20 protein-coding genes, 1 other RNA gene and 2 pseudogenes are annotated in these 23,091 nt (G+C 72.0%); 7 read left to right on the plus strand and 16 right to left on the minus strand.

Features of this window, described 5'->3' with window-relative positions:
* Positions 1-192 precede the first annotated feature (192 nt).
* The 3 genes from ACWDZ7_RS12550 to ACWDZ7_RS12560 all read left to right on the plus strand — a co-directional run bounded on the left by ACWDZ7_RS12550 (position 193) and on the right by ACWDZ7_RS12560 (position 2,458).
* Positions 193-441: a response regulator transcription factor gene (locus ACWDZ7_RS12550; protein WP_451796652.1), complete on the plus strand. Its 249-nt coding sequence runs from the start codon at positions 193-195 to the stop codon at positions 439-441.
* Positions 442-540: 99 nt separating this feature from the next.
* Positions 541-2,331: a stealth family protein gene (locus ACWDZ7_RS12555; RefSeq protein WP_451796653.1), complete on the plus strand. Its 1,791-nt coding sequence runs from the start codon at positions 541-543 to the stop codon at positions 2,329-2,331.
* Positions 2,324-2,458 carry a hypothetical protein gene (locus ACWDZ7_RS12560; protein ID WP_451796654.1) on the plus strand — a complete coding sequence of 45 codons (135 nt, stop codon included), beginning with the start codon at positions 2,324-2,326 and terminating at the stop codon, positions 2,456-2,458. Before ACWDZ7_RS12555 ends, ACWDZ7_RS12560 begins: the two co-directional genes overlap by 8 nt.
* 83 nt (positions 2,459-2,541) lie before the next feature.
* On the opposite strand, the gene istB is transcribed toward ACWDZ7_RS12560, so the two are convergent.
* From istB to ACWDZ7_RS12615, 11 genes and pseudogenes are all read right to left on the minus strand, one after another.
* On the minus strand, positions 2,542-3,786 hold the full coding sequence (istB, locus tag ACWDZ7_RS12565) for an IS21-like element helper ATPase IstB (RefSeq protein ID WP_451796655.1): 1,245 nt from the start codon (positions 3,784-3,786) through the stop codon (positions 2,542-2,544).
* A gap of 208 nt (positions 3,787-3,994) precedes the next feature.
* The gene (locus tag ACWDZ7_RS12570) at positions 3,995-4,933 is read right to left on the minus strand and encodes a sigma-70 family RNA polymerase sigma factor (protein ID WP_451796656.1); all 939 of its coding nucleotides are present in this window, start codon (positions 4,931-4,933) and stop codon (positions 3,995-3,997) included.
* A 24-nt stretch (positions 4,934-4,957) separates the two neighbouring features.
* Positions 4,958-6,172, minus strand: a complete 1,215-nt coding sequence (locus ACWDZ7_RS12575) for an NAD(P)/FAD-dependent oxidoreductase (protein ID WP_451796657.1) — start codon at positions 6,170-6,172, stop codon at positions 4,958-4,960.
* Between the two features lie 100 nt (positions 6,173-6,272).
* On the minus strand, positions 6,273-7,271 hold the full coding sequence (locus ACWDZ7_RS12580) for a hypothetical protein (protein ID WP_451796658.1): 999 nt from the start codon (positions 7,269-7,271) through the stop codon (positions 6,273-6,275).
* 84 nt (positions 7,272-7,355) lie between these two features.
* Entirely contained in the window at positions 7,356-9,131 is a 1,776-nt protein-coding gene (locus ACWDZ7_RS12585; protein WP_451796659.1) for a hypothetical protein, read from the minus strand.
* Between the two features lie 407 nt (positions 9,132-9,538).
* Positions 9,539-9,954: RNase P RNA component class A (rnpB, locus tag ACWDZ7_RS12590), an RNA gene on the minus strand.
* A 118-nt stretch (positions 9,955-10,072) separates the two neighbouring features.
* Positions 10,073-10,855 (minus strand): annotated as a pseudogene (locus tag ACWDZ7_RS12595) (DMT family transporter); the annotation flags it as partial.
* Positions 10,856-10,874: 19 nt separating this feature from the next.
* Positions 10,875-11,390, minus strand: a pseudogene (locus tag ACWDZ7_RS12600) (helix-turn-helix transcriptional regulator); the annotation flags it as partial.
* A 116-nt stretch (positions 11,391-11,506) separates the two neighbouring features.
* Positions 11,507-12,064, minus strand: coding sequence for a TetR/AcrR family transcriptional regulator (locus tag ACWDZ7_RS12605; protein ID WP_451796660.1), 558 nt, complete (start codon positions 12,062-12,064; stop codon positions 11,507-11,509).
* The gene (locus ACWDZ7_RS12610) at positions 12,057-12,470 is read right to left on the minus strand and encodes a DUF4260 family protein (RefSeq protein ID WP_451796661.1); all 414 of its coding nucleotides are present in this window, start codon (positions 12,468-12,470) and stop codon (positions 12,057-12,059) included. Before ACWDZ7_RS12610 ends, ACWDZ7_RS12605 begins: the two co-directional genes overlap by 8 nt.
* A gap of 132 nt (positions 12,471-12,602) precedes the next feature.
* A complete protein-coding gene (locus tag ACWDZ7_RS12615) occupies positions 12,603-14,045 on the minus strand; it encodes an RNB domain-containing ribonuclease (RefSeq protein ID WP_451796662.1) in 1,443 nt (480 codons plus the stop codon).
* Positions 14,046-14,632: 587 nt separating this feature from the next.
* On the opposite strand from ACWDZ7_RS12615, the gene yaaA reads away from it, so the two are divergent.
* Positions 14,633-15,433: a peroxide stress protein YaaA gene (yaaA, locus tag ACWDZ7_RS12620; RefSeq protein WP_451796663.1), complete on the plus strand. Its 801-nt coding sequence runs from the start codon at positions 14,633-14,635 to the stop codon at positions 15,431-15,433.
* Between the two features lie 204 nt (positions 15,434-15,637).
* Positions 15,638-16,285, plus strand: a complete 648-nt coding sequence (gene eda / locus ACWDZ7_RS12625) for a bifunctional 4-hydroxy-2-oxoglutarate aldolase/2-dehydro-3-deoxy-phosphogluconate aldolase (RefSeq protein ID WP_451796664.1) — start codon at positions 15,638-15,640, stop codon at positions 16,283-16,285.
* A 16-nt stretch (positions 16,286-16,301) separates the two neighbouring features.
* Here the strand turns inward: eda and ACWDZ7_RS12630 are convergent, their stop codons facing one another.
* The 4 genes from ACWDZ7_RS12630 to ACWDZ7_RS12645 all read right to left on the minus strand — a co-directional run bounded on the left by ACWDZ7_RS12630 (position 16,302) and on the right by ACWDZ7_RS12645 (position 20,526).
* Positions 16,302-17,684: a bifunctional RNase H/acid phosphatase gene (locus ACWDZ7_RS12630; protein ID WP_451796665.1), complete on the minus strand. Its 1,383-nt coding sequence runs from the start codon at positions 17,682-17,684 to the stop codon at positions 16,302-16,304.
* Positions 17,685-17,731: 47 nt separating this feature from the next.
* A complete protein-coding gene (locus ACWDZ7_RS12635) occupies positions 17,732-18,475 on the minus strand; it encodes a zinc ribbon domain-containing protein (RefSeq protein WP_451796790.1) in 744 nt (247 codons plus the stop codon).
* The gene (locus ACWDZ7_RS12640; protein ID WP_451796666.1) at positions 18,472-19,323 is read right to left on the minus strand and encodes a Nif3-like dinuclear metal center hexameric protein; all 852 of its coding nucleotides are present in this window, start codon (positions 19,321-19,323) and stop codon (positions 18,472-18,474) included. The genes ACWDZ7_RS12635 and ACWDZ7_RS12640 overlap by 4 nt, the downstream gene beginning before the upstream one ends.
* Before the next feature lie 117 nt (positions 19,324-19,440).
* The gene (locus ACWDZ7_RS12645; protein WP_451796667.1) at positions 19,441-20,526 is read right to left on the minus strand and encodes an ABC transporter substrate-binding protein; all 1,086 of its coding nucleotides are present in this window, start codon (positions 20,524-20,526) and stop codon (positions 19,441-19,443) included.
* A gap of 217 nt (positions 20,527-20,743) precedes the next feature.
* Here ACWDZ7_RS12645 and ACWDZ7_RS12650 point away from each other — a divergent pair, with 217 nt between their 5' ends.
* Entirely contained in the window at positions 20,744-21,802 is a 1,059-nt protein-coding gene (locus ACWDZ7_RS12650) for a hypothetical protein (protein WP_451796668.1), read from the plus strand.
* Positions 21,803-21,849: 47 nt separating this feature from the next.
* Positions 21,850-22,023: a hypothetical protein gene (locus tag ACWDZ7_RS12655; protein ID WP_451796669.1), complete on the plus strand. Its 174-nt coding sequence runs from the start codon at positions 21,850-21,852 to the stop codon at positions 22,021-22,023.
* 121 nt (positions 22,024-22,144) lie between these two features.
* Here ACWDZ7_RS12655 and ACWDZ7_RS12660 read toward each other — a convergent pair whose 3' ends face one another.
* Positions 22,145-23,086 (minus strand): 3-oxoacyl-ACP reductase, encoded by a 942-nt coding sequence (locus ACWDZ7_RS12660; RefSeq protein WP_451796670.1) that lies wholly within the window; start codon positions 23,084-23,086, stop codon positions 22,145-22,147.
* Positions 23,087-23,091 lie beyond the last annotated feature (5 nt).

A 23,091-nucleotide genomic window follows, 5' to 3' on the forward strand; every position in this document is an offset into this window, starting at 1 on the left:
GCTGTCACTCATCGGCCATGCACGGCTGTGCTCAGCCGAGACGGCTTCACACTCACGCGCTCCGAAGCGCGCCTAAAGTCACCCGAGTTGGTGACTTGACAACGTCATGCGCTTTCTGTTTCCGCATGGCCATGGTTAGATCAAGTCGCGCTCACAGCCTCGTAGAAGTCGCCAGTCCCTCCCGGAGGGAACATGCCAGCAATCAGCCGCCCGCAGACCCCACCGGCGTTGTCCCACAGAGAACGTCAAGTGCTGGCGCACATCGCGGAGGGCCTCTCCCACAAGCAGGTGGCCAGGCGGCTGGGCATCAGCGTGCACACGGTGAGCACATATCTGCGCCGTATCCGCACCAAGCGCACGGCGCCGACGGTGGCCCATCTGATCCACCTGAGCCTCGCGGAGAACGCGACACCCACGCCGGGCCCCCGGCCGGTGTCCTGAGACAGCTCGGGACTTTCAGGCCAGGCGGTCCAGAAAAAGACTCCTCGCTTGACGAAATGTCAGTACCACCTTCATAGTTTCTTCACTTTGAACACGAAGATGTCACGCACCAAGAGACTCACCGAACGTCTGCTGCCCGCCCGCGTCCGCGAAGAACGGGCCCGACAGAGCGAGGAACTGGCCCGAGAGAACAAGGCGGCGCAGGCCGCGGCAGCGGAACAGAAGCGGCAGGAGAAGATCGCGGCCCGGCGGCTCGCCCTTCTCGAGTCGGACCCCGAGGTCCGAGAAGTCCGCTTCGAAGGACGTACGTACTACGGGCGCACCGTCGACCACTTCACGGCCACCGGCGCCTCCGCCCGCAACCTCGGCCTGGTGGCCGACGCCCTGGAGCGCGCGGGCGTCGACTACTTCCTGGTCCCGGGCCGCTCGCAGACCCGCCATGTCGTCGCCATCCGCTTCGCCGACCGCAAGAGGCTGCTGGACGAGCTGCGCGCGATGTACGGGGCCACCGCGCTGTACGCCGTGAAACCCGGCACCGTCCCGCTGCCTTCCGACGCGGTGCTGTACGCGGACGGCTCCCTGCCCACCGCGCTGAAGCGCCAGGACGTCATCCGCTTCGGGGAGATCCTGCTCGGCCCGTCCGGCCGGATACTCGCCGACCTGTCCTACGGGTGCGACGTCGAGTTCTGGCGCGACGGAGGCCGCCTGCTCGACGACGAGCGGGAGACCGAGCGCGTCGACGCCCTGCGTACGCAGGCACCGCCCGCCGTGCTCACCGACGCTCTCGTCGCCCCCCGCCCCAACGCCGTGACGGACACGCTTCCGCTCCAGGCCCGTGATCCCTCCCGCCGCACCGTCGGGAGCCGCGACTACCCGACCTACGAGGCGTTCTCGCTCCCCCGCATCGACGCCGTCGACTTCCCCGTCGACCTCGTCTACACCTGGGTGGACGGCGCGGACCCCGAACTGCGGGCCCGCCGCGAGTCCTGCCGCGACGACTCGCACACGGCCCGCATTCACGCACGCGAGACCGGAGCCTCCCGCTACACCAGCCGCGACGAGCTGAAGTACTCCTTGCGTTCGGTCGAGATGTACGCGCCGTTCGTACGGAACGTCTACCTCGTGACCGACGGGCAGACCCCCGCCTGGCTGAACACGAGCGCCCCGGGCATCCACGTCGTGGACCACAAGGACATCTTCACCGACCCCTCGGTGCTTCCCGTCTTCAACTCCCACGCCATAGAGACCCAACTGCACCACATACCGGGCCTGTCGGAGCACTACCTCTACCTCAACGACGACTTCTTCTTCGCCGGACCGGTCACCGCCGGGCACTTCTTCCACGGCAACGGCATCGCCAAGCTGCCCTTCTCCTCCTTCCAGCTCGGCCTGGGCGAACCGCACCCCGACGAGCCGGCGCCCAACTCCGCCGGGAAGAACGCGCGGAGGCTGTTCCTGGACACCCGCGGCCGTCTGACGGTGAGCAAGTTCAAGCACGCCCCGCAGCCCCAGCTCCGCTCCGTGATGGCCGAGTTGGAGCAGCTGTTCGCGGAGGACGTGACGCGCACGAGCCGCTCCCGTTTCCGCTCCGTCACGGACATCGCGATGACGACCGCCCTGCACCACCACCACGCGTACCTCACGGGCCGTGCCGTGCCCGGCAGGTACAGGCAGCGTTACGTGGACATCGGGAAGGCGGGCACGCGGGAAGCTCTCGCGGAGTTCGGCCCCGGGCACAAGTACGACTTCCTGTGCCTGAACGACGTCGACACCCCGGCGGCCGACCAGGAACGGGTCACGGCCGAACTCCAGACGTTCTTCGACTCCTTCTTCCCCTTCGCCAGCCGGTGGGAACGTGGGTGGAGAGCCGATGGTGAACGGCATGGATGAACCCGAAGCCGTCATCGCCCTTCCCCTCACCCTGCGCCCCTGGTGCGAGGACGACGTCAGCGCGCTCGTGGAGGCACACCGCGGCGCACCGGCAGAGGCGCCGACGGCGGCGGCCCGACGGGCCTGACCCGGCCGACGGCCACCGGCACGTGCGCCGCGCCGACGGCTGAGCAGCCCGGATCGGCCGCCCGCCCGGCTTCCCGCAGGCCCTCAGAAGACCGGTCCGGATCCCTGGCGGGCCGCGACCGGCGCGCCCTCCAGGCGGCGCGTGCGGTAGCTGTCGGCGTCGAGGGTGATGACCTCCGCGTGGTGGGCCAGACGGTCCACCGTCGCGGAGGCCGTCGCGCTGTCGCCGAACACCTCGTCCCAGCGGCCCAGCGGCCGGTTGCCGGTGACGATCAGCGAGGCCCGCTCGTAGCGGTGCGAGACGAGCTGGAAGAGGAGGTGGGCGACCTCGGAGTCGAAGGGCACGTAGCCGACCTCGTCCACGACGAGCACCGGGTACGCGTCAAGGCGGGCCAGCTCCTTGCGCAGCCGCCCCGCGGCCTTGGCGTCCGCGAGCCGGGTGCCCCACTCGGCGGCGGTCGCGAACAGCACCTGGTGGCCGGCCTGACAGGCCCGTACGCCGAGAGCGACCGCCAGATGCGTCTTGCCGGTGCCGGGGCCGCCGAGCAGCACCACGTTCGCCCTGCGGGTGACGAAGTCGACCTTCCCGAGCCGGGTGATCACATGCGGCTCGGGCGCCCGCAGATGCCCCTCGTCGAACATCTCAAGGACCTTCCTGGCCGGGAACCCGGCGGCCTCGATACGCTCCTCGGCCTCGCCCCCCGGCTCCGCCGCCTCGATGCGCTCCTCGGCCGCCCTGCCGTCCCGCTGGGCGGGAATGACCACGGCGGGCTGCGGGTCCTCCTTCACGGTGCGCGCTCGGACCTCGTGCGCCGCCATGGGCCCGGACATGTAGGCGAGGATGGCCGCGGAGGCGATGAACGCCATGTGGATGACCGTCCCCCACAGCAGGTCGTGCCGGGGCGTGTGGTGGACGTCGACGAACATCTGGAGCAGATGCACCGAAGAGATCCCCACGATGGCGGTGGCCAGCTTGACCTTCAGCACGTTGGAATTGACGTGCGACAGCCACTCGGGCTGGTCCCGGTGGCCCTGCAGACCGATCCGCGAGACGAACGTCTCGTACCCCCCGACGATCACCATGATCAGCAGATTGGCGATCATCACCACGTCGACGAGCTTGAGGACGGCGAGCATGACGTGCGTCTCGTCCGCGTGCCCGCTGATGACGTGGTGGACGAGGTGCCACAACTCGTTGAAGAACTTGTAGACGTAGACGCCCTGCGCGGCCACCAGGCCGAAATACAGGGGCGCTTGGAGCCAACGGGTCGCGAAGAGGGCACACCCCAGGGTGGTCATGTTCGGCGGGGACAAGGCGGAGCGGGACACGAGACCTCCAATGGCCGTGAGGTTCGTCATTCTTGTGGGCCGCCGCCGACAATCTGAATTCGAGCCACTCGTTGGGATTAATAGAAATCCAGTCGGACAGGTCTTCCCACCCGAACGCCACACCCCACGCCCCAGCGTTGACCGGCAAGGTTGACCGGCAGGGGAGCTGCCGGGATCGGACGGCACTCCATGAAAGGGAGCGCCCCGGTCACCACTGGCCGATGGGCGGGGCGTCGGGTCCGTGCTGCCGCCACTCCCCTGTGAGGCGGGCGAGCCGTCCCGCGGCGGCGAAGCCGTGCAGCGCCGCCACCTTGCCGTCGCTGATCTCGAACGCCACTGCGCCCACGATCCGGTCCTCCAGCACGGCGAGCACGGCGGGCCAGCCGTTGACCTGCCCGATGTGGAAGGCGGGCGAGCCACCGGCCAGGCGCCGCTTCGCGGGAGTGGGTCTGAAGGCGGTCCGCATCATGGCGGCGACGCGCTCGGGCGTCTCGTAGCGCCACAGCGTCCTGGCGAGGCCCGCGCCGTCGGAGACCGCGGTCGCGTCGTCGGTGAGGAGCGCCACCAGACGTTCCGTACGGCCCGAGGACGCGGCGGCGAGGAACTCCTCCAGGACCTTGCGCGCGGACGCCGGGTCGACCTCACCGCCGCCGCGGCGCGCGGCCGCGACCCGGTGCCGGGCCCGGTGCGCGTGCTGCTGGCTCGCGGACTCCGAGATGTCGAGGATCCCGGCGATCTCGGAGTGGGGGTAGGAGAACACCTCGCGCAGGACATAGACGGCCCGTTCGACCGGTGAGAGCCGCTCCATCAGGGTCAGGACGGCGAGCGACACCGATTCGCGCTGCTCGAAGGTGTCGGCCGGGCCGAGCATCGGGTCGCCGTCGAGAAGCGGCTCGGGCATCCAGACGCCGGACGCGCGTTCGCGGCGTACCTGTGCCGAGCGGAGCCGGTCCAGGCACAGATTGGTGACGACCTTGGTCAGCCACGCCTCCGGCACCTCGATCCGCTCCCGGTCGGCGGCGTGCCAGCGCAGGTACGCGTCCTGCACGGCGTCCTCGGCGTCGGCTGCCGAGCCGAGCAGACGGTACGCGAGCGAGGCCAGCCGTGCCCGGCCGGCCTCGAAGCGATCAGCGGCGGTGCTCTCCATGCGACGGACCTTATGCGAAGGACCTTATGCGACGGCCTTGTTGGCCGCGGTGGCAGTCGCCCTGGCGCCGACAGCCGTCGTGGCGGCGGCCAGGTGACGCTTGCGCTTCGGCATGCCGAAGGTCGGGTGCGAGATGCTCCACAGGCTGATCCTGAGGATGCCCGCCTTGAGCCGCATGGCCTTCCGGCCGCCCAGGAACCAGGACTTGGCCCGTACGTCGCCGTCGACCATCTGGAAGATCGCGTCGTGACGCCCGAGGCTGATGTGGTTGCCGACGTAGTTCTTCTTGACGCTCGGGACCCGGCGTCCGGTCAGCCGTCCCACGATCGCGTCCGTCGCCTGCATGTTGGTAAGTCCTGCCGAGGCGCAGGACATCGGCAGCGGCCGGCCGTTCACGCCGATCGCGTACGCGCTGTCGCCGGCGGCGTAGACGTCCGGGTGCGAGGCCGAGCGCATGGTGTCGTCGACGACGATCCGGCCGCCGTCGGTGACCGCGAGACCGGCGGCGGCCGCGATGGGGCCGACGGCGAACCCGGCGGTCCACACGGTCGCGTCGGCCGGGAAGGAGGTGCCGTCGGCGCCGACCGCGTATGTGGCCCCGACCGCTTCTACGCGGGTGTGCTCGTGGACGGTGATGCCCAGCCGGTCGAAGGCCTCGCGCAGGTGGAGCCGGGCCCCCGGGGAGAGCCAGGCTCCCAGCTCGCCGCGGGCGGCGAGGGCCACGGAGAGACCGGGACGCGCTTCGGCGATCTCGGTGGCGGTCTCGATGCCGGTCAGTCCCTCGCCGACGACCAGTACGGTGCCGGCTCCGCCCAGAGCGTCCAGGCGCGCGCGCAGCCGCAGCGCCGACGGCCGTCCCGCGACGTCGAAGGCGTACTCGGCCACACCGGGGACACCGTGGTCGGCGGCGCGGCTGCCGAGCGTGTACAGCAGCGTGTCGTAGGCGAGTTCGCCGTCACCGTCCTCGCCGGTCACGGCGACGGTCCTGCGCTCGGGGTCGACCGCGGTGACCCGCGCCACGCGCAGCCGTACCCCGGTGCCCGCGAACACGTCGGCGAGCCGCCGGGTCGTGAGTTCCCGGCCCGCCGCGAGCTGGTGCATGCGCATCCGCTCGACGAAGACCGGCTCGGCGTTGACGACGGTGATCTCGGTGTCGGCGGGCGAGAGGCGGCGGGCCAGGCTCCCGGCGGCGAAGGCCCCGGCGTAACCGGCGCCGAGGACGAGGATGCGGTGCTTCATGGTGGGGCTCCTGTCTGGATCGCTTGCCCCTTGAGCGGGACAGCGCGGCGATTCCTGACAGGGGCCGGGTGTGAACTGGGTCACCGAGCGCTGCGCGACCTCAGAGAACCGGGGTGTTGTACTGCTCGCTCAAGGGGACGGTGACGCGGTACTCCGCGCTGTCGTCGGCGAGGGCTCGGATTCCCGCGGGGACCGGGAAGACGGCGGTACGGGACTGGGGGATCAGGACCGTGCCGATCGTGCGCACGAGCACCGCTGTTTCGCCTCCCGGCCGGGTTCGGTAGAGCCCCACCGGCACCCGGCTGCCCGGCTCGAAGCCGAAGACGAGGAGCCGCCGGGTGTCGCTGTCCAGCCAGCCGCGGTCGGGCACCGACGGGAGTTCGACGGCTTGGTCACGGGTCGCCGATGCCCCGCCCGATCGTGCGCTGACGGTCAGCTCTCCCGCGTCGGCCAGTCGCTCCCGGGCCGCGCCGGGAGGGACGAAGGACCACATCTCGCTCTGCTGGACGCCCTTTCCCACGTCGTACAGCCGGAGTCGGCCGCCTCGGAAGAGGGTGCTGGACGGCTCAAGGCGCTGGAAGGTGACGCTTCCCTCGGCGGGCACCGTGGTCGTGGGGTACGCGTGGCCGTTCACGGAGACCGTGATGTCGACGTCGCCAGGGTCGCCAGGGTCGCCAGGAGGGAAGCCGGCGAGGCAGAGCGAGACATGCTGCGGGATGCGTAGGCTCTTGGAGCCGTCGATGCTGCTGCTCACCCAGGCCGCGGGGCTGTCGGCCCGGTGGCCGGGCAGTTCCTTGAGGTCTTCGGCGCAATCCGCTGTCGCTCCGTTTCCCGCGGCCAGCAGGTCGATCTGCCGCGAGAGCAGCAGATCGGTGCCGGACGAGGACGAGCCGCTCCGACCAGGGCCCGCGGTCTTGGGACTCGCAGTGCCGTCGGGCTGGGCCGTGGAGGCCGACCGGGAGTGCTCCTTGCCCGGTGAGGACGCGGTAGTTCCGGGCCCCGACGCGTCCTTGCCGGTGCCGTTCGGCGAGGTGCATCCGGCTGTGATCGCGCAGAGCAGAGCCGCGGGCACGGCCACTGCCGCGGTCGCTCCGGTCATGGCCACTCTCATCGCTGCCCTCGTCTTCTTTGAGCTGTAGGTGTGACTAGTTACTGATGGGTCTTCCTAAGGGCTCAGGCGCGCTCAGGCGCACCCCCTGCGAGCGGCGGACACCTCCTGTTCGAAAGCGATCCGGTACTTGTCGGGCAGCTCGGGGTCTGCCTGCTCGGCACGTACGGCTTCGCGGAGCTGGCGCAGCGAGTCCTCCTGAGCCGCCCGTGCCGCCGCCATATCGCAGCGGGCCAGTTCCCAGGAGGCCAACAGACCTTTCCACAGGCCGCGTTGGAGGAAGCGGGGCTGAAGAGCGAGGGCCTCCTCGATGAGGTCGGACGCCTCCTCCAGATCACCCTGCCCCGCCGCGTGCACGGCGGCGATGGATGTGGCCAGCGAGCGCAGTTCCCTGACCGGCCCGTCTCCTTCGGCCGTGCGTACGGAGGCCACGAGCCGTTCGACCGTGCCGTCGTCGGTGATGAGCCCTGCCGTGACGCGGCACTGCTCCAGCTGTGCCAGGTTGACCTTGGCCTTCAGCCGGCCGAGATCGGTGAACGCCTCGTCGCCGGCCAGGCGGCGCAGCGTGCCCGAGGCCCGCGCGAGCGCCGTCGCCCGGACGGTGCCGGGGCGACAGCTCGGTTTGCTGCCCAGTGCCAGCCGGTAGCCGTTGCCCGCCAGACTCAGCTCTGCCCGCAGGCCGACCGGGGAACCGGAGGCGACGGCCCGGTAGTCGGCCCGGGCGGCCTTCAGAAGTCTCTGCCGGGCAGGGCCCGATGCGGCGGCTGCCCGTTGCTCCAGTGCGTGGCCACGGAAGAGCCGGACGATGTCGGAGGTGACGAACCCGCTGTCCGGCGCGCCCGCGTCGCCCCGCTGCTTCTTCTGGCTCGGCCGGTCGTTCCCGGCGTCCCCGGTGTTCCCGGCGTTCCCGGCGTTCCCGGCGTTCCCGGCGTTCCCGGCGTTCCCGGCGTTCCCGGCGTTCCCGGCGTTTCCAGGAAGCAGTTCTCCCAAGATCCGACTTGAGTCCGTGGCTCTGCCCGTGCGCCAGGCGTCCAAGGCGTCGATGAACGCCGCCAGGTGCTGTGAGCGTCGTACGAGTTCGGTGACGACCTGCTCGCGGCTGCGCGCCGACTGCCATCCCTGTTCCATGGTGATCGGCTCGCTGAGATACCAGCCGACGAGTTCCGGCGCGTCGGGGACCTGGTCGGCCCGTACGTACACGGCGGGCCGGACGTGGGTCTGCCCGCCGGGCGCCGCGGCGACGGTGCCGCCGATGAGGATCTCCGCGCCTGTCCGGTCGACGAACTGCCGGGTCTGCTCGTCGAGGTCGTCATGGCCGGGGCGCCTCAGCGTGTCCAGCGGCAGCGTGGTCCCGGTCGCGTAGCTGCGTACCCCGGCGGTGTCGGGCAGCGCCTTCCGGAGCGAGGTGGCGAAGGCGCGGGACACGTCGTCGAGCACCTGTTCGCCCTCGGCGTCGGCCGGCCCGGTGAAGCCGACGACCGCCACATCGCGGGCTCCCTTCATGCGGGCGAGCGGCGCTTCCGGTTCACGGAACACGTACAGCACGACCACTCCGGCGACGAACATCCCGCACGACAGCAGGCCGAAGAGCACCCTCGTACGGCGTGAGCTGTCCGGGAAGCTCTCCCGAAGAGTCATCCGAACCGTCAGAGCGAGAGCCAGCGCCAACCCCACCAACACGAAGACCGTAGATACGCGCCCCAGCCCCGTGCCCATCTCCTCCACCGCCAGCAGCGCGGAAGGCAGCGCGGCGGTGAGCACCGCCACCACCGCCCAGATCCACCGTGACGCACCGCTTTCGGACGGACCGACGGCGGCCGGCGCGTCGGAGGACTGTGGCTGGTCGGGCATGCGACTCCTCATGCCCGTACGGCCGGGCACGGTTCTACCAACTGGCGATACGACCGTGATACACCCAAGCCGACGGGGACCGCAGCTGAAGCCGGAGCTCGGCGGCCACGCGGCCACCGGTCGGATGCACATCAAGTAGCGCGGCGCCATGAGTCGGGTGGTGCCGATGTCTGCGCCGACGCACTTCTTTCGGCGCCCAGCAGAACGGCACGTAGCAGGCCCGGCCGGCCGAGCCCGGCCGCCAGGTCATAGGCAGGTCATAGGGGCTTTCGATGACGACGCGGGGCTGCTCAAGGGACAGCATCCTCCGCGGGGAGCGGCCTGTGAAGCCGTCTGCGGGGGCAGCAGGCCCCATCCCATGCCAAACGGCCCGTCCCGGGCATCCACCCAGGGCAGGGCCGTAATGGCAGACGAGTCGGGCTGTACGCCGGGTTCTGTACCGCGGGTCCTCGCGGACGTCGCGGTGACGGCCATCCATCTAGGGCCGGCATTGCTGCCGGCCTCGTGCGGTCTACCCGCGGACTCGGGCGGGCAGCCCTCGATCGTCCGCGCAGAACCCTTTCCGTGTCCCAGGAAAGGCTTCCTTTTGACCTTGCTCCGGGTGGGGTTTACCTAGCCGCCTGAGTCACCTCAGGCGCTGGTGGTCTCTTACACCACCGTTTCACCCTTACCGAGGGCCGAAGTCCCCGGCGGTTTGTTTTCTGTGGCACTGTCCCGCGGGTCACCCCGGGTGGCCGTTAGCCATCACCCTGCCCTGTGGAGCCCGGACGTTCCTCGGGAAGGTCCCCCGAAGGGGTCTTCACGCGGCCGTCCGCCCGGCTCGTCTGCCGTGCCGACCATGTTACCCGCCGGGTCCCCGAGGTCGGCGCCGTGGCCGCCGTCGCCAGGAAGGAGCCCGCGAGGATCAGTGTGAAGGCCGCCGCGACATCGGCCGTCAGCGGCTCGGAGAGGAAGGTGACGCCCGCCGCCACCGCCACGGCCGGATTGACGTACGTGAAGACGACCGCCCGGGTCGGGCCCGCCTCCCGGATCAGTTCCAGGAAGACCACGAAGGCCAGGGCCGTGCAGACGACGCCGAGGCCCGCGAGGGACGCGAGCGTCTTGTCGTCCGGCATCGTCTGCGGCCAGGTGGCCGCCGCCGCGGGGGCGTAGACGAGGGCGGCGAGGACCAGGCAGGGCGCGATCAGCTGGAGGGTGGGGACCTCGCGGAGGTGGCGGGCCACGATCAGCGGGGCGACGGCGTAGCCGAGCGCGGTCAGCATGACCTCCGTGAGGGACCACGCGTCGCCGCCCGTCAGGTGCGGCACGGTCAGCGCCGCGACGCCCGCGAGGCCGAGCCCGAGACCGGTGAGGCGGCGCGGACCGAGGCGCTCCGTGTCGCCGAAGAAGCGGGCGAGGAGTGCGCCGATGATCGGGACGGCGGCGATGAGGAGCCCGGCCGTGGAGCTGGAGATGCGCCGCTCGGCGTCGGTGAGGGTCCACCACGGGCCGAGGATCTCCACGCAGGCGAAGGCCAGCATGGGGCGCCAGTGCGCCTTGAGTACGCGGGGCAGTCCGCCCTGTCGTACGGCGAAGGGAAGCAGGAGCGCCGCGCCGAGCGCGCAGCGTGTGAAGACCACCATCGACGGGGACAGGTCGCTGTCCACCGCCACCTTGATCATGAAATACGGGATGCCCCACAGGACTCCCATGAGCGAGAAGAGAAACCAGCCGCGTGCCGTCATGCGGGCAGTCTCGGCCGCCTCACCGCCGGGTGTCTTGAACGCTGTTGCGGTACGCCGCCGGAGTCACCCCCAGCACCCGGCGGAACCAGCGCGTGAGGTGCGCCTGGTCGGCGAAGCCCACCAGGGAGGCCGCCTCGGCGGGGCGCAGGCCCGCCTCCAGGTGCGCGCGGGCGAGCGTCACACGGTGCTGGGCGAGCCAGGCGTAGGGCGGCATCCCCGTCGACGTACGGAAGGCGCGCAGGAGTTGGTAGCGGGACAGGCCGAGCGGGGCGGCGAGTTCGGTGAGGGTGGGTGGGGTCAGGAGTTCGTCGATGAGGCGGCTGCGCACGGCGCGGGCGATGTGGTCGGCGCCGGGGACGCGGTCGGCGAAGGGGGCACCGCCGGCCCGGGGGCCCCCGACGCCGTGTCTGCGAGTGAGGGCGGTGAGCAGCCACGGGAGGCGGGATTCGGCCTCCAACGGGTCGGCGTGGGCGCTCAGTTCGGTGTGGGCGGTCAGCAGGTCGAGGCTCTCGCCGTCGGGGCCGAGGGGCGCCCTGGCCCAGAGCGCCTGCTCGCGGGGGCGTCCCGCCTCGGCCTCTGCCGCCTGGTCGTTCATGTGTCGCCCCCTGCTCCCCGTGGTGCGCCACGCGGGGCCGGCACCCGCGAGACCTGTCACGGGTGCAACGCCCGCGTGCCCTTCTTCCATGCCGCGCCGAGGTCGACGCCGTCCGGGAAACGTCCGTGGATCTCCAGGATCACCATGCCGTGCGCGAACGCCCAGGCGGCGCGGGCCAGGTCGACGTCTCCGGCGCAGGCCCGCATCAGGGGCGCCGCGGCCCGCTCCTCCAGGCCCTCGGGGAGGGCGTGGCGTGGCAGGGGGCGTTCGGTGGCGAGGCGGTAGAGGTGGGGGTGGCACAGGGCGTACGCGCGGTAGGCGTCGGTGAGGGCGTCGAGGGAGCCGGGGGCCCGTGCCTCGGCCGCCTCGGAGACGGTCGCGGACTCGTCCAGCATCTGCGCGACCAACTGCACCTCCACGGCGGCCTTGTCGGGGAAGTGCTTGTAGAGGGAGGGCGCCTTGATGCCGAGCCGGTCGGCGAGCGAACGCATCGTGAGCTTCTCGGCGCCGGCCTCCTCCAGGAGCTCCCGGGCCGCGGCGACGATCTCCCTGGCGCGGGGGGTGAGGTGCTCGCCCCAGGTCGGGCGGGGGTGCGTCCCGTGCTGGTCAGCCACGCTGGAAACCTTCCTTCGTACGCAGGCCGTAGCCGAAGGCGCGATCGTACGAGATGTGGGCGAGCCAGCCGCACAGGGCCGCGAAGGCGGGCGCCCAGACGATCGGCGTGACGGTGTAGAGGGCGATGAGGGCGACGGGGACCAGGGCGCGGTGGGCGGCGTTGTAGAAGGGGACGGCGCGGGGCGGGAGTTGGCCGTGGGCCATGTGGGGTGCGTCGCGGAGGCCGACGAGGAACGTCAGGTCGGGAGCGATGAGGAAGAGGAAGGCGAGGAGCCCCGCGAGCCAGCCGTGGTTGACGGCTTCGAGCACGGCGAAGCCGGACCAGAAGAGGGCGTTCGCCAGCCAGCCGATGCGCCGCGCGACGGTGAGGGCGTTGGCATTGGCGGTGGCGGTGGCGGTGCTCATGGGTCTCCCTCGCAAGCCGAGCTAACGTCGTTAGCCACAAAGTATGGCTAATGACGTTAGCCGTCAAGGCGTACGCCGCTCAGGGCGGGTCAGACGGATCACGCGGGTCAGGCGGATCTGACCGACCGTGCCTTACGCCGGGGCGAACTGAACCTTTGATGCCGTCGGGTCCGCCTGTGTGAGGCGGACCCGCAGGTGCTCGCCCAAGGGGAGTGCCGTCGGGCCGCCCTCGATGCGGGCCACGATCGCCGGGGCGGCCAGCTGCACGGTGCCGACGGCCGGGTCGCGGTCCTTCACGTCCACCACCACCGCGTCGAAGATCTCGCCGACGCGGTCCTTGAGCAGGGCGGCCTCGACGATGTCCACGCACTCCCGCTCCACGGTGTTGCCGCGCCGGGCACCGTCCGCCATCTCCTTGGGCAAACCGTGCAGGGCGGCGAGGACCCACTGCGGGACGCCCGCTCCCGCGCAGGCGGCGAGGCAGAGCTCGGAGGCGTAGCGGTCGACGAGGCGGCGCAGGGGGGCCGTGCAGTGGGCGTAGGGGGCGGCGACCGCGGCGTGCAGGGTGAGGGCGGGGATCTCGCCGCCGGTGAACGCCGTGTAGCCCGCGCCGCGCAGCAGCGTCGTGCACTCCTGGAGGAAGGCGGCGTGGTGCGACTGGCGGGGGTCGAGGGAGCGCACGAGTTCCGCGTACGGGACGTGGTGCGGCCAGTCGATGCGCAGCGCCTTGGCGGTGCGGCGCAGGCGTCCTACGGCGCCGTCCGGCGCGGTCGGCAGGGTGCGCAGGATGCCCGTGCCCGAGCCGATCATGAGCTGGGCGGCGGCCATGCCGGTGAGCAGGGAGATCTGGGCGTTCCAGCCGTCGGCGGGCAGGGGCGCGCGGTAGGCGGGTTCGTACGTGCCGTCGCGCTCGACGATCTCCTGCTCGGGCACGTTGAGGGAGATGCCGCCGCGCTCCACTTCCAGCCGCTCGCGCAGCGTCCCGATGTCCCGCAGCAGCGCGACCGGCTCCTCCGCGGTGCCGTCGTCGATGGCCCGCTGTACGCCCCCGTAGTCGAGCTTCGCCCGGCTGCGTACGAGGGCACGGCGCACGTCGACGCGTTCGGTGCGGCCGTCGTCATCCAGGTCGAGCGTCCACAGCACGGCCGGGCGGCTCTGGCCGGGCAGCAGGCTGGCGGCGCCCTCGCTCAGGGCGGTGGGGTGCAGCGGGACCTTCCCGTCGGGGAAGTAGAGGGTCGTGACGCGGCGGTGGGCCTCGGCGTCGGTCGGGCCGCCCGGTGTGACGTACGCGGCGACGTCGGCGATCGCGTACCGCACGCGGTAGCCGCCGCCCTCGCGGCGCGCCAGGTGCATGGCCTGGTCCAGGTCGACGGAGGTGGGCGGGTCGATGGTGAAGAGGGGGATGTCCGTGGCGTCATGCTCCGGGAGACGGGGCGAGGCGGCGGCCCGCTCCGCGTCGGCGAGGACGTCGGCCGGGAAGGCGTCGGGCACGTCGAGTGTCGTACGCAGTTCACGCAGCGCGGCCCGCAACGGAGCCTCCGCTGCGCCGGTCACGTGGAGCTGACGGCGGGGCATGCCCCGAGCGTAGGGCGCGCCCGGGGCCTTGGCACCCCGTGAGACGGCCCTGCCGCGCGGGTCCCGGCGACGCCGCCACCGGCCGCCACGCCCGGTGCTCCTGGCCGCCGGTCCGGTGCGCCTGGCGCTCCTGACCGCCAACCCGGGACCGCGCGCCTGGCGCTCCTGACCGCCGATCCGGGACCGCGCGCCTGGCGCTCCTGACCGCCGATCCGGGTCCGCCCGCCTGGTGTTCCTGACCGCCGATCCGGGACCGCGCGCCTGGCGCTCCTGACCGCCAACCCGGGACCGCGCGCCTGGCGCTCCTGACCGCCAACCCGGGACCGCGCGCCTGGCGCTCCTGACCGCCAACCCGGGTCGGCACGCCTGGCGCTCCTGACCGCCGATCCGAGGCCGCGCCCGGCGCCGCGCGAGAAAGGCCGTCCTGGAGGCGCCGTCCTAGGTGCTGCCCGAGGTCTGTCCCAGACGACGCCCCAGAGGCGCCCCCTCAGGGCAGGGCTCGCCCGCGGGACCGTCCGCCGCTTTCGCCCCCGTAACCTTTTCCCAGGGGCCGCACCCCTCCCTCGTACCGCCTAAGGAGTCCGATCGTGCTCGTCCTGTTGCCGCCGTCCGAAGGCAAGGCCTCGTCCGGGCAGGGTGCCCCGCTCAAGCCCGAGAGCCTGTCGCTGCCGGGGCTCGCCGAGGCGCGGCAGGCGGTGCTCGACGAGCTGGTCGAGCTGTGCGCCGCCGACGAGGAGAAGGCGCGGGTCGTGCTCGGGCTGAGCGAAGGGCTGCGCGGCGAGGTCGCCAAGAACACCGGCCTGCGCACGGCGGGCGCGCGTCCCGCCGGGGAGATCTACACGGGCGTCCTGTACGACGCCCTGGACCTGGCCTCGCTCGACGCCGCCGCCAAGCGCCGCGCCGCGCGCTCGCTGCTCGTCTTCTCCGGACTGTGGGGCGCCGTCGGCGTGAACGACAGGATCCCCTCCTACCGCTGCTCGATGGGCGTGAAGCTGCCGGGCCTCGGCGCCCTCGGGGCCTACTGGCGTACGCCGATGGCCTCCGTCATGCCCGAGGCGGCGGGCGACGGGCTCGTCCTGGACCTGCGGTCGTCGGCGTACGCGGCGGCGTGGAAGCCGAAGGGCGAGGTGGCCGGGCGGACGGCGACCGTGCGGGTGCTGCACGCGCAGCTGGTCGACGGGGTCGAGAAGCGGTCCGTGGTCTCGCACTTCAACAAGGCGACGAAGGGCCGGATCGTACGCTCCCTGCTGACCGCGGCCGCCCAGCCGAAGGACCCCGCCGAGCTGGTCGAGGCGCTGCGGGATCTCGGCCACGTAGTGGAGGTGGCGGCTCCGGCGAAGGCGGGGAAGGTGTGGGGGCTGGACGTGGTGGTGCGCGACCTCCACTGAGACTGGCCCCTGGGCCTTTGGCGGCTGCGGGCGGCCCCGGAGGCTGGACCGCCGCTTCGCGGCGGATGTCTCCCACCCACCCGTCCGTTCGCCCCGCATGGAAAGGCTCAGGAACCCCTGCGGCATACCCGTACATGAGCATGTGGATTGCAGTGTGCGCAACGCCCTTTGCGCGTGCTGCACATTCGCAGGCACTATGCCCCCATGGTTCCTGAGCCCCCCGCCGCCCCCGCCGCCCCCTCCTCCGTTCTCGATCTCGCGCCCGTCGTCCCGGTAGTGGTCGTCGACGATCTCGGTGACGCCGTGCCGATGGCGCGGGCCCTGGTCGCCGGGGGGCTGCCCGCGATCGAGGTGACTCTGCGGACGCCCGTCGCGCTCGACGCGATTTCGGTCATCGCCGCCGAGGTGCCGGGCGCCGTCGTCGGTGCCGGGACCGTGATCTCCGCGCGGAACGTCGCCGACTCCGTGGCGGCCGGTGCCCGTTTCCTCGTCAGTCCGGGCTGGACGGACGCGTTGCTGGAGGCGATGCGGGGGTCCGGCGTGCCGTTCCTGCCGGGGGTCTCGACGGCCTCGGAGGTCGTGGCGCTGCTCGAGCGCGGCGTCAGCGAGATGAAGTTCTTCCCGGCGGAGGCCGCCGGCGGGACCGCCTATCTGAAGTCCCTCGGCGGGCCGCTCCCCCAGGTCCGCTTCTGCCCGACCGGCGGGATCACCTCCGGCTCCGCGCCTTCGTACCTCGCGCTGAAGAACGTCGGCTGCGTCGGTGGCAGCTGGATGCTTCCCGCCGACGCCGTCGCGGCCAAGGACTGGGCCCGGGTGGAGGCCCTCGCCCGCGAAGCGGCATCCCTGCGCTGACCCCGCGAAGAGGGGGCTAGCGCAGGTGTGACGTGTCGTTCAGGAGGCGCACCGAGGCGTTGCCGTCGGCGTAGTACGCCACCGCCGAGACGGAGGCCGCCGCGAGTTCCATGCGGAACAGGGACTCCGGCGGGGCGCCGAGCGCGAGGCGCACCAGCGTTTTGATGGGCGTGACGTGTGTGACGAGCAGGACCGTGCGGCCCGCGTACGCCGCGGTCAGGCGGTCGCGGGCGGCCGCGACCCGGCGGGAGACCGTCGCGAACGACTCACCGCCCGGCGGCGCCGCCTTCGGCGAGGCCAGCCAGGCGTTCAGCTCCTCGGGGTGACGCTCGCGCACCTCGCCGAAGGTCAGCCCCTCCCAGGCCCCGAAGTCCGTTTCGCGCAGGCCCTCTTCGAGGTGGACGTCGAGTCCGAGCCGGGCGGCGACGGTGTGCGCGGTCTCCTGGCAGCGCTTGAGCGGCGAGGAGACGACCGCCTGGATCGTGCCCCGCGCGGCGAAGGCGGCCGCAACGCGCTCGGCCTGCTCTCGCCCCACGCCGGAGAGCGACGGGTCGCCGCCGCCGCTTCCGGAGAAGCGTTTCTCGGGCGTGAGCGCGGTCTCACCGTGCCTCAGCAGTACGAACGTCGCGGGTGCCCCCAGATCCGCCGGCGCCGCCCAGCCGACGGGCGGTGCGGACACGCTGTGCGCGGCGCGGGCATCGGCGGTCCCCGCCGAGCCGCCCTCCACCGCCCCGCCGCGCGAGGAGGCCGCGGGGGCCGCCGCGGAGGCCGCGGAGGCCGCCGCAGGAGCCGTGGACGCCGCAGGCGCCGCAGGAGCCGTGGACGCCGCAGCCGCCGTGGAGGACGCCAGCGCCGCCCGCGCCCTCGCCGCGCCCGCCGCCGCGTCCCCCGGCGGGCCCAAGGGCTCGGGGGCGGGGGCAAGGGCGGCGGCCGACCGCGCGGCCCGCGCGTCCAGCTCCGCGGTGGACGCCGACGGCGACCACCGTTCACCCCGCTTGCCCGCGTCCATCGCCTCGTTCGCGAGCCGGTCCGCGTGCTTGTTCTTCTCGCGCGGGATCCACTCGTACGTCACCTGGGACGACGGGAAGACCCGCGCGGCCTCGGCCGCGAGCGGCTTCATGTCGGGGTGCTTGATCTTCCAGCGGCCCGACATCTGCTCGACGACGAGCTTGGAGTCCATGCGGACATGGACCGAGGCGGCCGGGTCGAGCTGGTGCGCCGCCTTCAGACCGGCCACCAGGCCCTTGTACTCCGCGACGTTGTTCGTCGCGACGCCGATGTACTCCGCGGCCTCCATCAGGGTCTCCCCCGTGGCCGCGTCGATGACCACCGAGCCGTAGCCCGCGGGCCCCGGGTTGCCCCGGGAGCCGCCATCGGCCTCGACGATGAACTCGCGCATGCAGAGGGTCCTTATCGGGGCAACCGGGATGACCAGGACAACCGGGACTACAGGCCGGACTCGGACGTCCGGATCAGGATGCGGCGGCAGTTCTCGCACCGCAGGACGGTGTCCGGGGAGGCCGCCTTCACTTCGTTGACCTCGGTGATGTTCAGCTCCAGGCGGCAGCCCTCGCAGCGCCGCTGGTAGAGCTTGGCGGCTCCGACGCCGCCCTCCTTCTCGCGCAGCTTGTCGTAGAGCTTCAGCAGGTCGGCCGGGACCGAGGCCGCCACGACCTCGCGCTCCTTGGTGACCGTGGCCGCCTCCCCGTCGATCTCCTCGAACGCGGCGTTCCGCCGGGCCGTCGCGTCGTCGATCTTCGACTGGACCGAGGAGACCCGTCCGGTCAGCTCGGTGACCCGCTCCTGCGCGGACTCGCGGCGCTCCATGACCTCCAGGACCACGTCCTCCAGGTCGCCCTGGCGCTTGGCGAGCGAGGCGATCTCCTTCTGGAGGTTCTCCAGGTCCTTGGGGGAGGAGACGGCGCCGGAGTCCAGGCGCTGCTGGTCGCGGACCGCGCGCTGGCGGACCTGGTCCACGTCCTGCTCCGCCTTGGTCTGCTCGCGGGCGCAGTCGCTCTCCTCGGTCGTCGAGGCGACGAGCAGGTCGCGCAGCTGCGTGAGGTCCTTGGTCAGCGACTCGATCTCGGCGTGCTCGGGCAGGGACTTCTTCTTGTGCGCGAGCTGCTGGAGGCGGGTGTCCAGGGCCTGGACGTCGAGCAGTCGGATCTGGTCGGCGGGCGCGGCGTTCAGTTGGGGGCTCCAGGTGTGTCGTGAGTAGAGGCCGCGTGGGCGGTCCAGGGGTCGGTGACCGTGTGCGAGACGTGGACGCGAAGTCCCCATCCGTTCCGGTCGGAGATCTCGTCGAGCTGGGCTGCGGCCAGCTCGCACCACGGCCACTCGGTGGCCCAGTGCGCGGCGTCGAGCAGCGCGAGCGGCGTGCGTTCGCGGGCCTCGGACGCCGGGTGGTGGCGCAGGTCCGCGGTGAGGAAGGCGTCCACACCGGCGGCGCGTACGTCGTCGAAGAGGCTGTCGCCGGAGCCGCCGCTCACCGCGATGGTCCTGATCAGCGCGTCCGGGTCGCCTGCGGCCCGGATGCCCTGCGCGGTGGCGGGCAGCCGCTTCGCCGCGCGCTCGGCCAGCTCGGCGAGGGTGAGGGGGTGTTCGAGTTCGCAGATCCGGCCGAGGCCGCGACGGCCTCGCTGGTCGGCGGGGTCCGGTACGAGGGGACGTACGACCCGCAGGTCGAGGGCGCCCGCGAGCGCGTCGGAGACGCCCGGGTCGGCGCGGTCGGCGTTGGTGTGCGCGACATGCAGCGCGATGTCGTTCTTGATCAGGTCGTGGACGACGCGGCCCTTGAAGGTGGACGCCGCGACCGTCGTCGTACCGCGCAGATAGAGGGGGTGGTGGGTGACCAGGAGCTGGGCTCCGAGCCGCACCGCCTCGTCGGCGATCTCCCGGACCGGGTCGACGGCGAAGAGGACGCGGGAGACCTCCGCGTCGGGGTCTCCGCAGACCGTGCCGACCGCGTCCCAGCTCTCGGCCAGACCGGCGGGCCACAGGGCGTCGAGGGCGGCGATGACTTCAGACAGACGGGGCACGGGGAAAGGCTACCTGCCGCTCTCGTGCAGCTGAACCGGCGCCGCTCTCGCGGACCTGGCCGAGCGGCGCCGGGGTTCCTCGATCGACGGTCGTGGTGATCTCCGTCATGGGTTTCCTCACGTGGCCAGGTAGCCCCGGAGGTCGTCCAGGACCGAGTCCGCCGCCGTCACGCCGAGGCCGAGGTACCAGGTCTCGTCCGGGACGTCCTTGGCCTGCCCCTCCTTCACCGCGCCGAGCTTCTTCCACAGGGGGTTCTTCTCGGCCTCGGAGCGGCCGGTCTTCGTCGCGTCGCCGTAGACGCCGGTGAAGATCCAGTCGGCGTCGGCCTGGTCGATCTTCTCGGGGCTGATCTCGGTGGCGAGGTCATTGACCTGCTGGTTCTTGGGCCGCGGCAGGCCGGCGTCGTCGAGGATCGTGCCGATGAAGGAGGCCTTGGCGTAGAGGCGGACGCGGTCCGGCATATAGCGGAGCATCGTGATGCTCGGCTTCTTGCCGCCGTGGGCGGCGCCGATCTCCTCGCCGAGCCGCCGCGCCCTCTTCCCGTACGCGGCCAGCTCCTCCTTGGCCTTGGCGGTCCTGTCGAGCGCGGCCGCGTTCAGGAGGTAGTTCTCCTTCCACGTGAAGCCGGGGCGGATGGAGAAGACCGTCGGGGCGATCTTGGCGAGCTGCGGGTAGAGCTTGGCGGCGCGCAGCTCACTGCCGAGGATCAGGTCCGGCTCGAGGTTCGCGATGGCTTCCAGGTTGAGGGAGTTGATCGTGCCGACGTCCTTGGGGCCGCCGGCCGCCTTCTTGAGGTAGCCGGGGACGCCGTCGTCGCCCTCGGTGGGGGCGTAGCCGACGGGCTTGACGCCGAGGGAGACCACGTTGTCCAGCTCCCCCACGTCGAGCACCACGACGCGCTGGGGCCGCTTCTTCAGCTCGGTCCTGCCGCGGGCGTGCGTGATGGTGCGCGGGAACTCGCCCGGCTTCGCCGCGGTGCCCATCCTCGCCGTCTGCTCGGCGGCCTCGGCGAAGTCGTCACCGCCCTGGGCGACGGCCTTGCTGCCGCTGCCGTTGTCGGACCTCGCGGAGCCGTCGTCGCCCGACCCGCAGGCCGCGAGCGTGAGCGCGGCCGTCACGGCGAGGGCGACCGCGACGGTGCCGCGGCGGCGACCGCGCCGGGAGGGCCGTACGGATCGTGCGGGCCGTGAGGACAGGGACATCGGGACTCCAGGGGTGCGCTGCCCGGCTCGACCGAGGCGAGAGCCCGACCGGACTTAGGTTCGCCTTACTTTAAGCAGAGCCGCCTCGCGCAGCACAACCGCCCCCGACTTCTCAGGCCAACCGGGACATCTCCACCCTTCTGTGTGAAGCGGACAGCCATGCAACCCACGCCAGTGCGTACGAAAACTAGCTTCGGGGCCGGAGGTGGCACCGACGATGACAGCGGTAACGATCACGGTGGACGGTTCCTACGCGGCCAGGCTCGCCAGGCGGGGCGCGTCTTTGCTCCCCGAGCGCTGGACGCTCGACTCCCCCGAGCCCTACGTGGTGCCGCTCGCCGGCCACCAGCCCGAGGAGCCCGGTACGGAAGTGCTGCCGATGAGCGACGGACGCGTCCTCATCCACCGTCTGATCAACGGGCGGCACGCCTTCGCGCTGCTCTACCCGACGGGCCCGGGGACCGGCGAGATCCCACTGGGCACCGTGGAGTGCCGGGGCACCCTGCGGCTGCTGCCGCCCGCGCCGGACGGCACCCGCGCCTACGCCCTCGCAACCGGGGTCCACTCGTCGGACGTGTGGCTGGTGGCGGGCGGCTCCTTCGGGCCCGAGCATGTGGCGGAGGTGCCGGGGCGCTGCTCGGGCGGGGTCTGGCTGGACGGCGGGGGCCGGATACTGGCCCTCGACCGGGAGTCGGGCGGCCGCGTCAAGACGGTCGCGGTCGATTTGGAGCGCGGCGGCGAGGTCTCGCCGCTGCTGCAGATCACGGAGGAGAGCGACGACAGGCTGCTGCTCGCCGACGCGGACAGCGGCCTGCTCCTCATCCGCTCGAACGCGCCGGGCCACGACCGGCTCGGCTGGGGCGTGCTCGGCAGCGCCCTCCCCCTGCGCTTCCCCGAGTCGCTGCGGCTCGCGGACTGCGCGGTCACGCCGTTCGCGATCCAGCCGGGGCAGACGCTGCTCCCCGAGAGCTGCGCGGTGGCGCTGCGGATCGACGGCGCGGCGGGCACCTGGCTCGGCGTCTGGCGGCCCGCCGAGCGGCGCATGCGGCAACTGCGGGCGCCGGACGGCTGGTTGGCCGGTTCGGGGTGCTGGACGAGGGAGGGCGTCCTGCGCCTTCCGTACGCGACGGGCACGGTGCCCTGCGGTGTCGCACGCGTACCGGCGCCCGTGCGGGACCTTCCGGAGCCGCCTCGGACCGACCCGTCCCCGCCCGGCGCGACCCGGCCCGTTCCGTTGCAGCAGGCGCCTCTCGCCGGGCGGGTGACGGCCGGTTAGAATCGCTCGGCTGTACGAAGGATCTTCATTACGGGGTGAGTAGCGAGATGTCGACCGAGACCAGTACGGAGACGCGGTGGGACACCGAGCCGTGGCAAGCGGCGACCGCGAGCGCGACCGCGCAGTCACGCGGCGCCGGTAAGCACCGGGGGCCGGTGGCCGAGCACGACGAGGCCACGGCGCCGCGGGGCCGCCACCGCAAGCAGGCGTCGAACTCCTGACGCGACGCGACGCACATCACGGAAGAGTCCCGCCGACAGGCCGCCAAAAGCGGCGTATCGGCGGGGCTTTTCTGTGCCGCCGTGCCGCCTCGATGCCTCGATGCACCACCCTGCCGCCCCGCTATCCCCTCTTCAGGCCGAGCACCTCGGACGCCGCGAACGTCTCCCCCGGCGGGCGGTCCGCGTAGTACGGCGAGATCAGCTCGTCCAGCTCGTCGTACGTGAACGCCTCCTTCGCCGAGTCGAACTTCGCCGCCACCTTGGGGCGTTCCACGATCGCGACCATGCCTCCGTGCACCACGAGCAGCTGCCCGTTGACCTGGGCGGCGGCGGGCGAGGCCAGGTAGCCGACCAGCGGTGAGACATGTTCGGGCGAGAGCGGGTCGAGGCGGCCGTCGGACGGCTCCTGGAAGCCCTGGAAGACGTCCTCGGTCATCCGCGTACGCGCGCGCGGGCAGATCGCGTTGGCCGTCACGCCGTACTTGGCGAGTGCCAGCGCCGTCGACGTCGTCAGGCCGACGACGCCGCCCTTCGCCGCCGCGTAGTTGGGCTGGCCGGCGGACCCGGCGAGGAAGGCCTCCGACGAGGTGTTCACGATCCTGCCGTACACCGGGCCGCCCGCCGCCTTGGAGCGCTCGCGCCAGTGGACGGACGCGAAGTGGGTGGTGTTGAAGTGGCCCTTGAGGTGGACGTGGATGACCGAGTCCCACTCGCTCTCGCTCATCGAGAAGATCATCCGGTCCCGCAGGATGCCCGCGTTGTTGACCAGGACATCGAGCTTTCCGTACGTATCGATGGCAAGACCGACCAACTCGCGCGCCTGTTCATGGTCGGCGACGTCACCGGTGTGCGCGACGGCCTGTCCGCCCGCGGCCCGGATCTCGGCGGCCACCTCCTCCGCGGGCGCCGCCGACGCCTCGCCGGAGCCGTCGCGCCCCGGCTGCCCGAAGTCGTTGACGACGACGCTCGCGCCGAGCCGGGCCAGTTCCAGCGCCTCGGCGCGGCCGAGCCCGCGGCCCGCGCCGGTGACGATCGCGGCCAGGCCCTCAAGTGGCAGTGACATCAATG

The sequence above is a fragment of the Streptomyces sp. NPDC003032 genome (assembly GCF_053591415.1).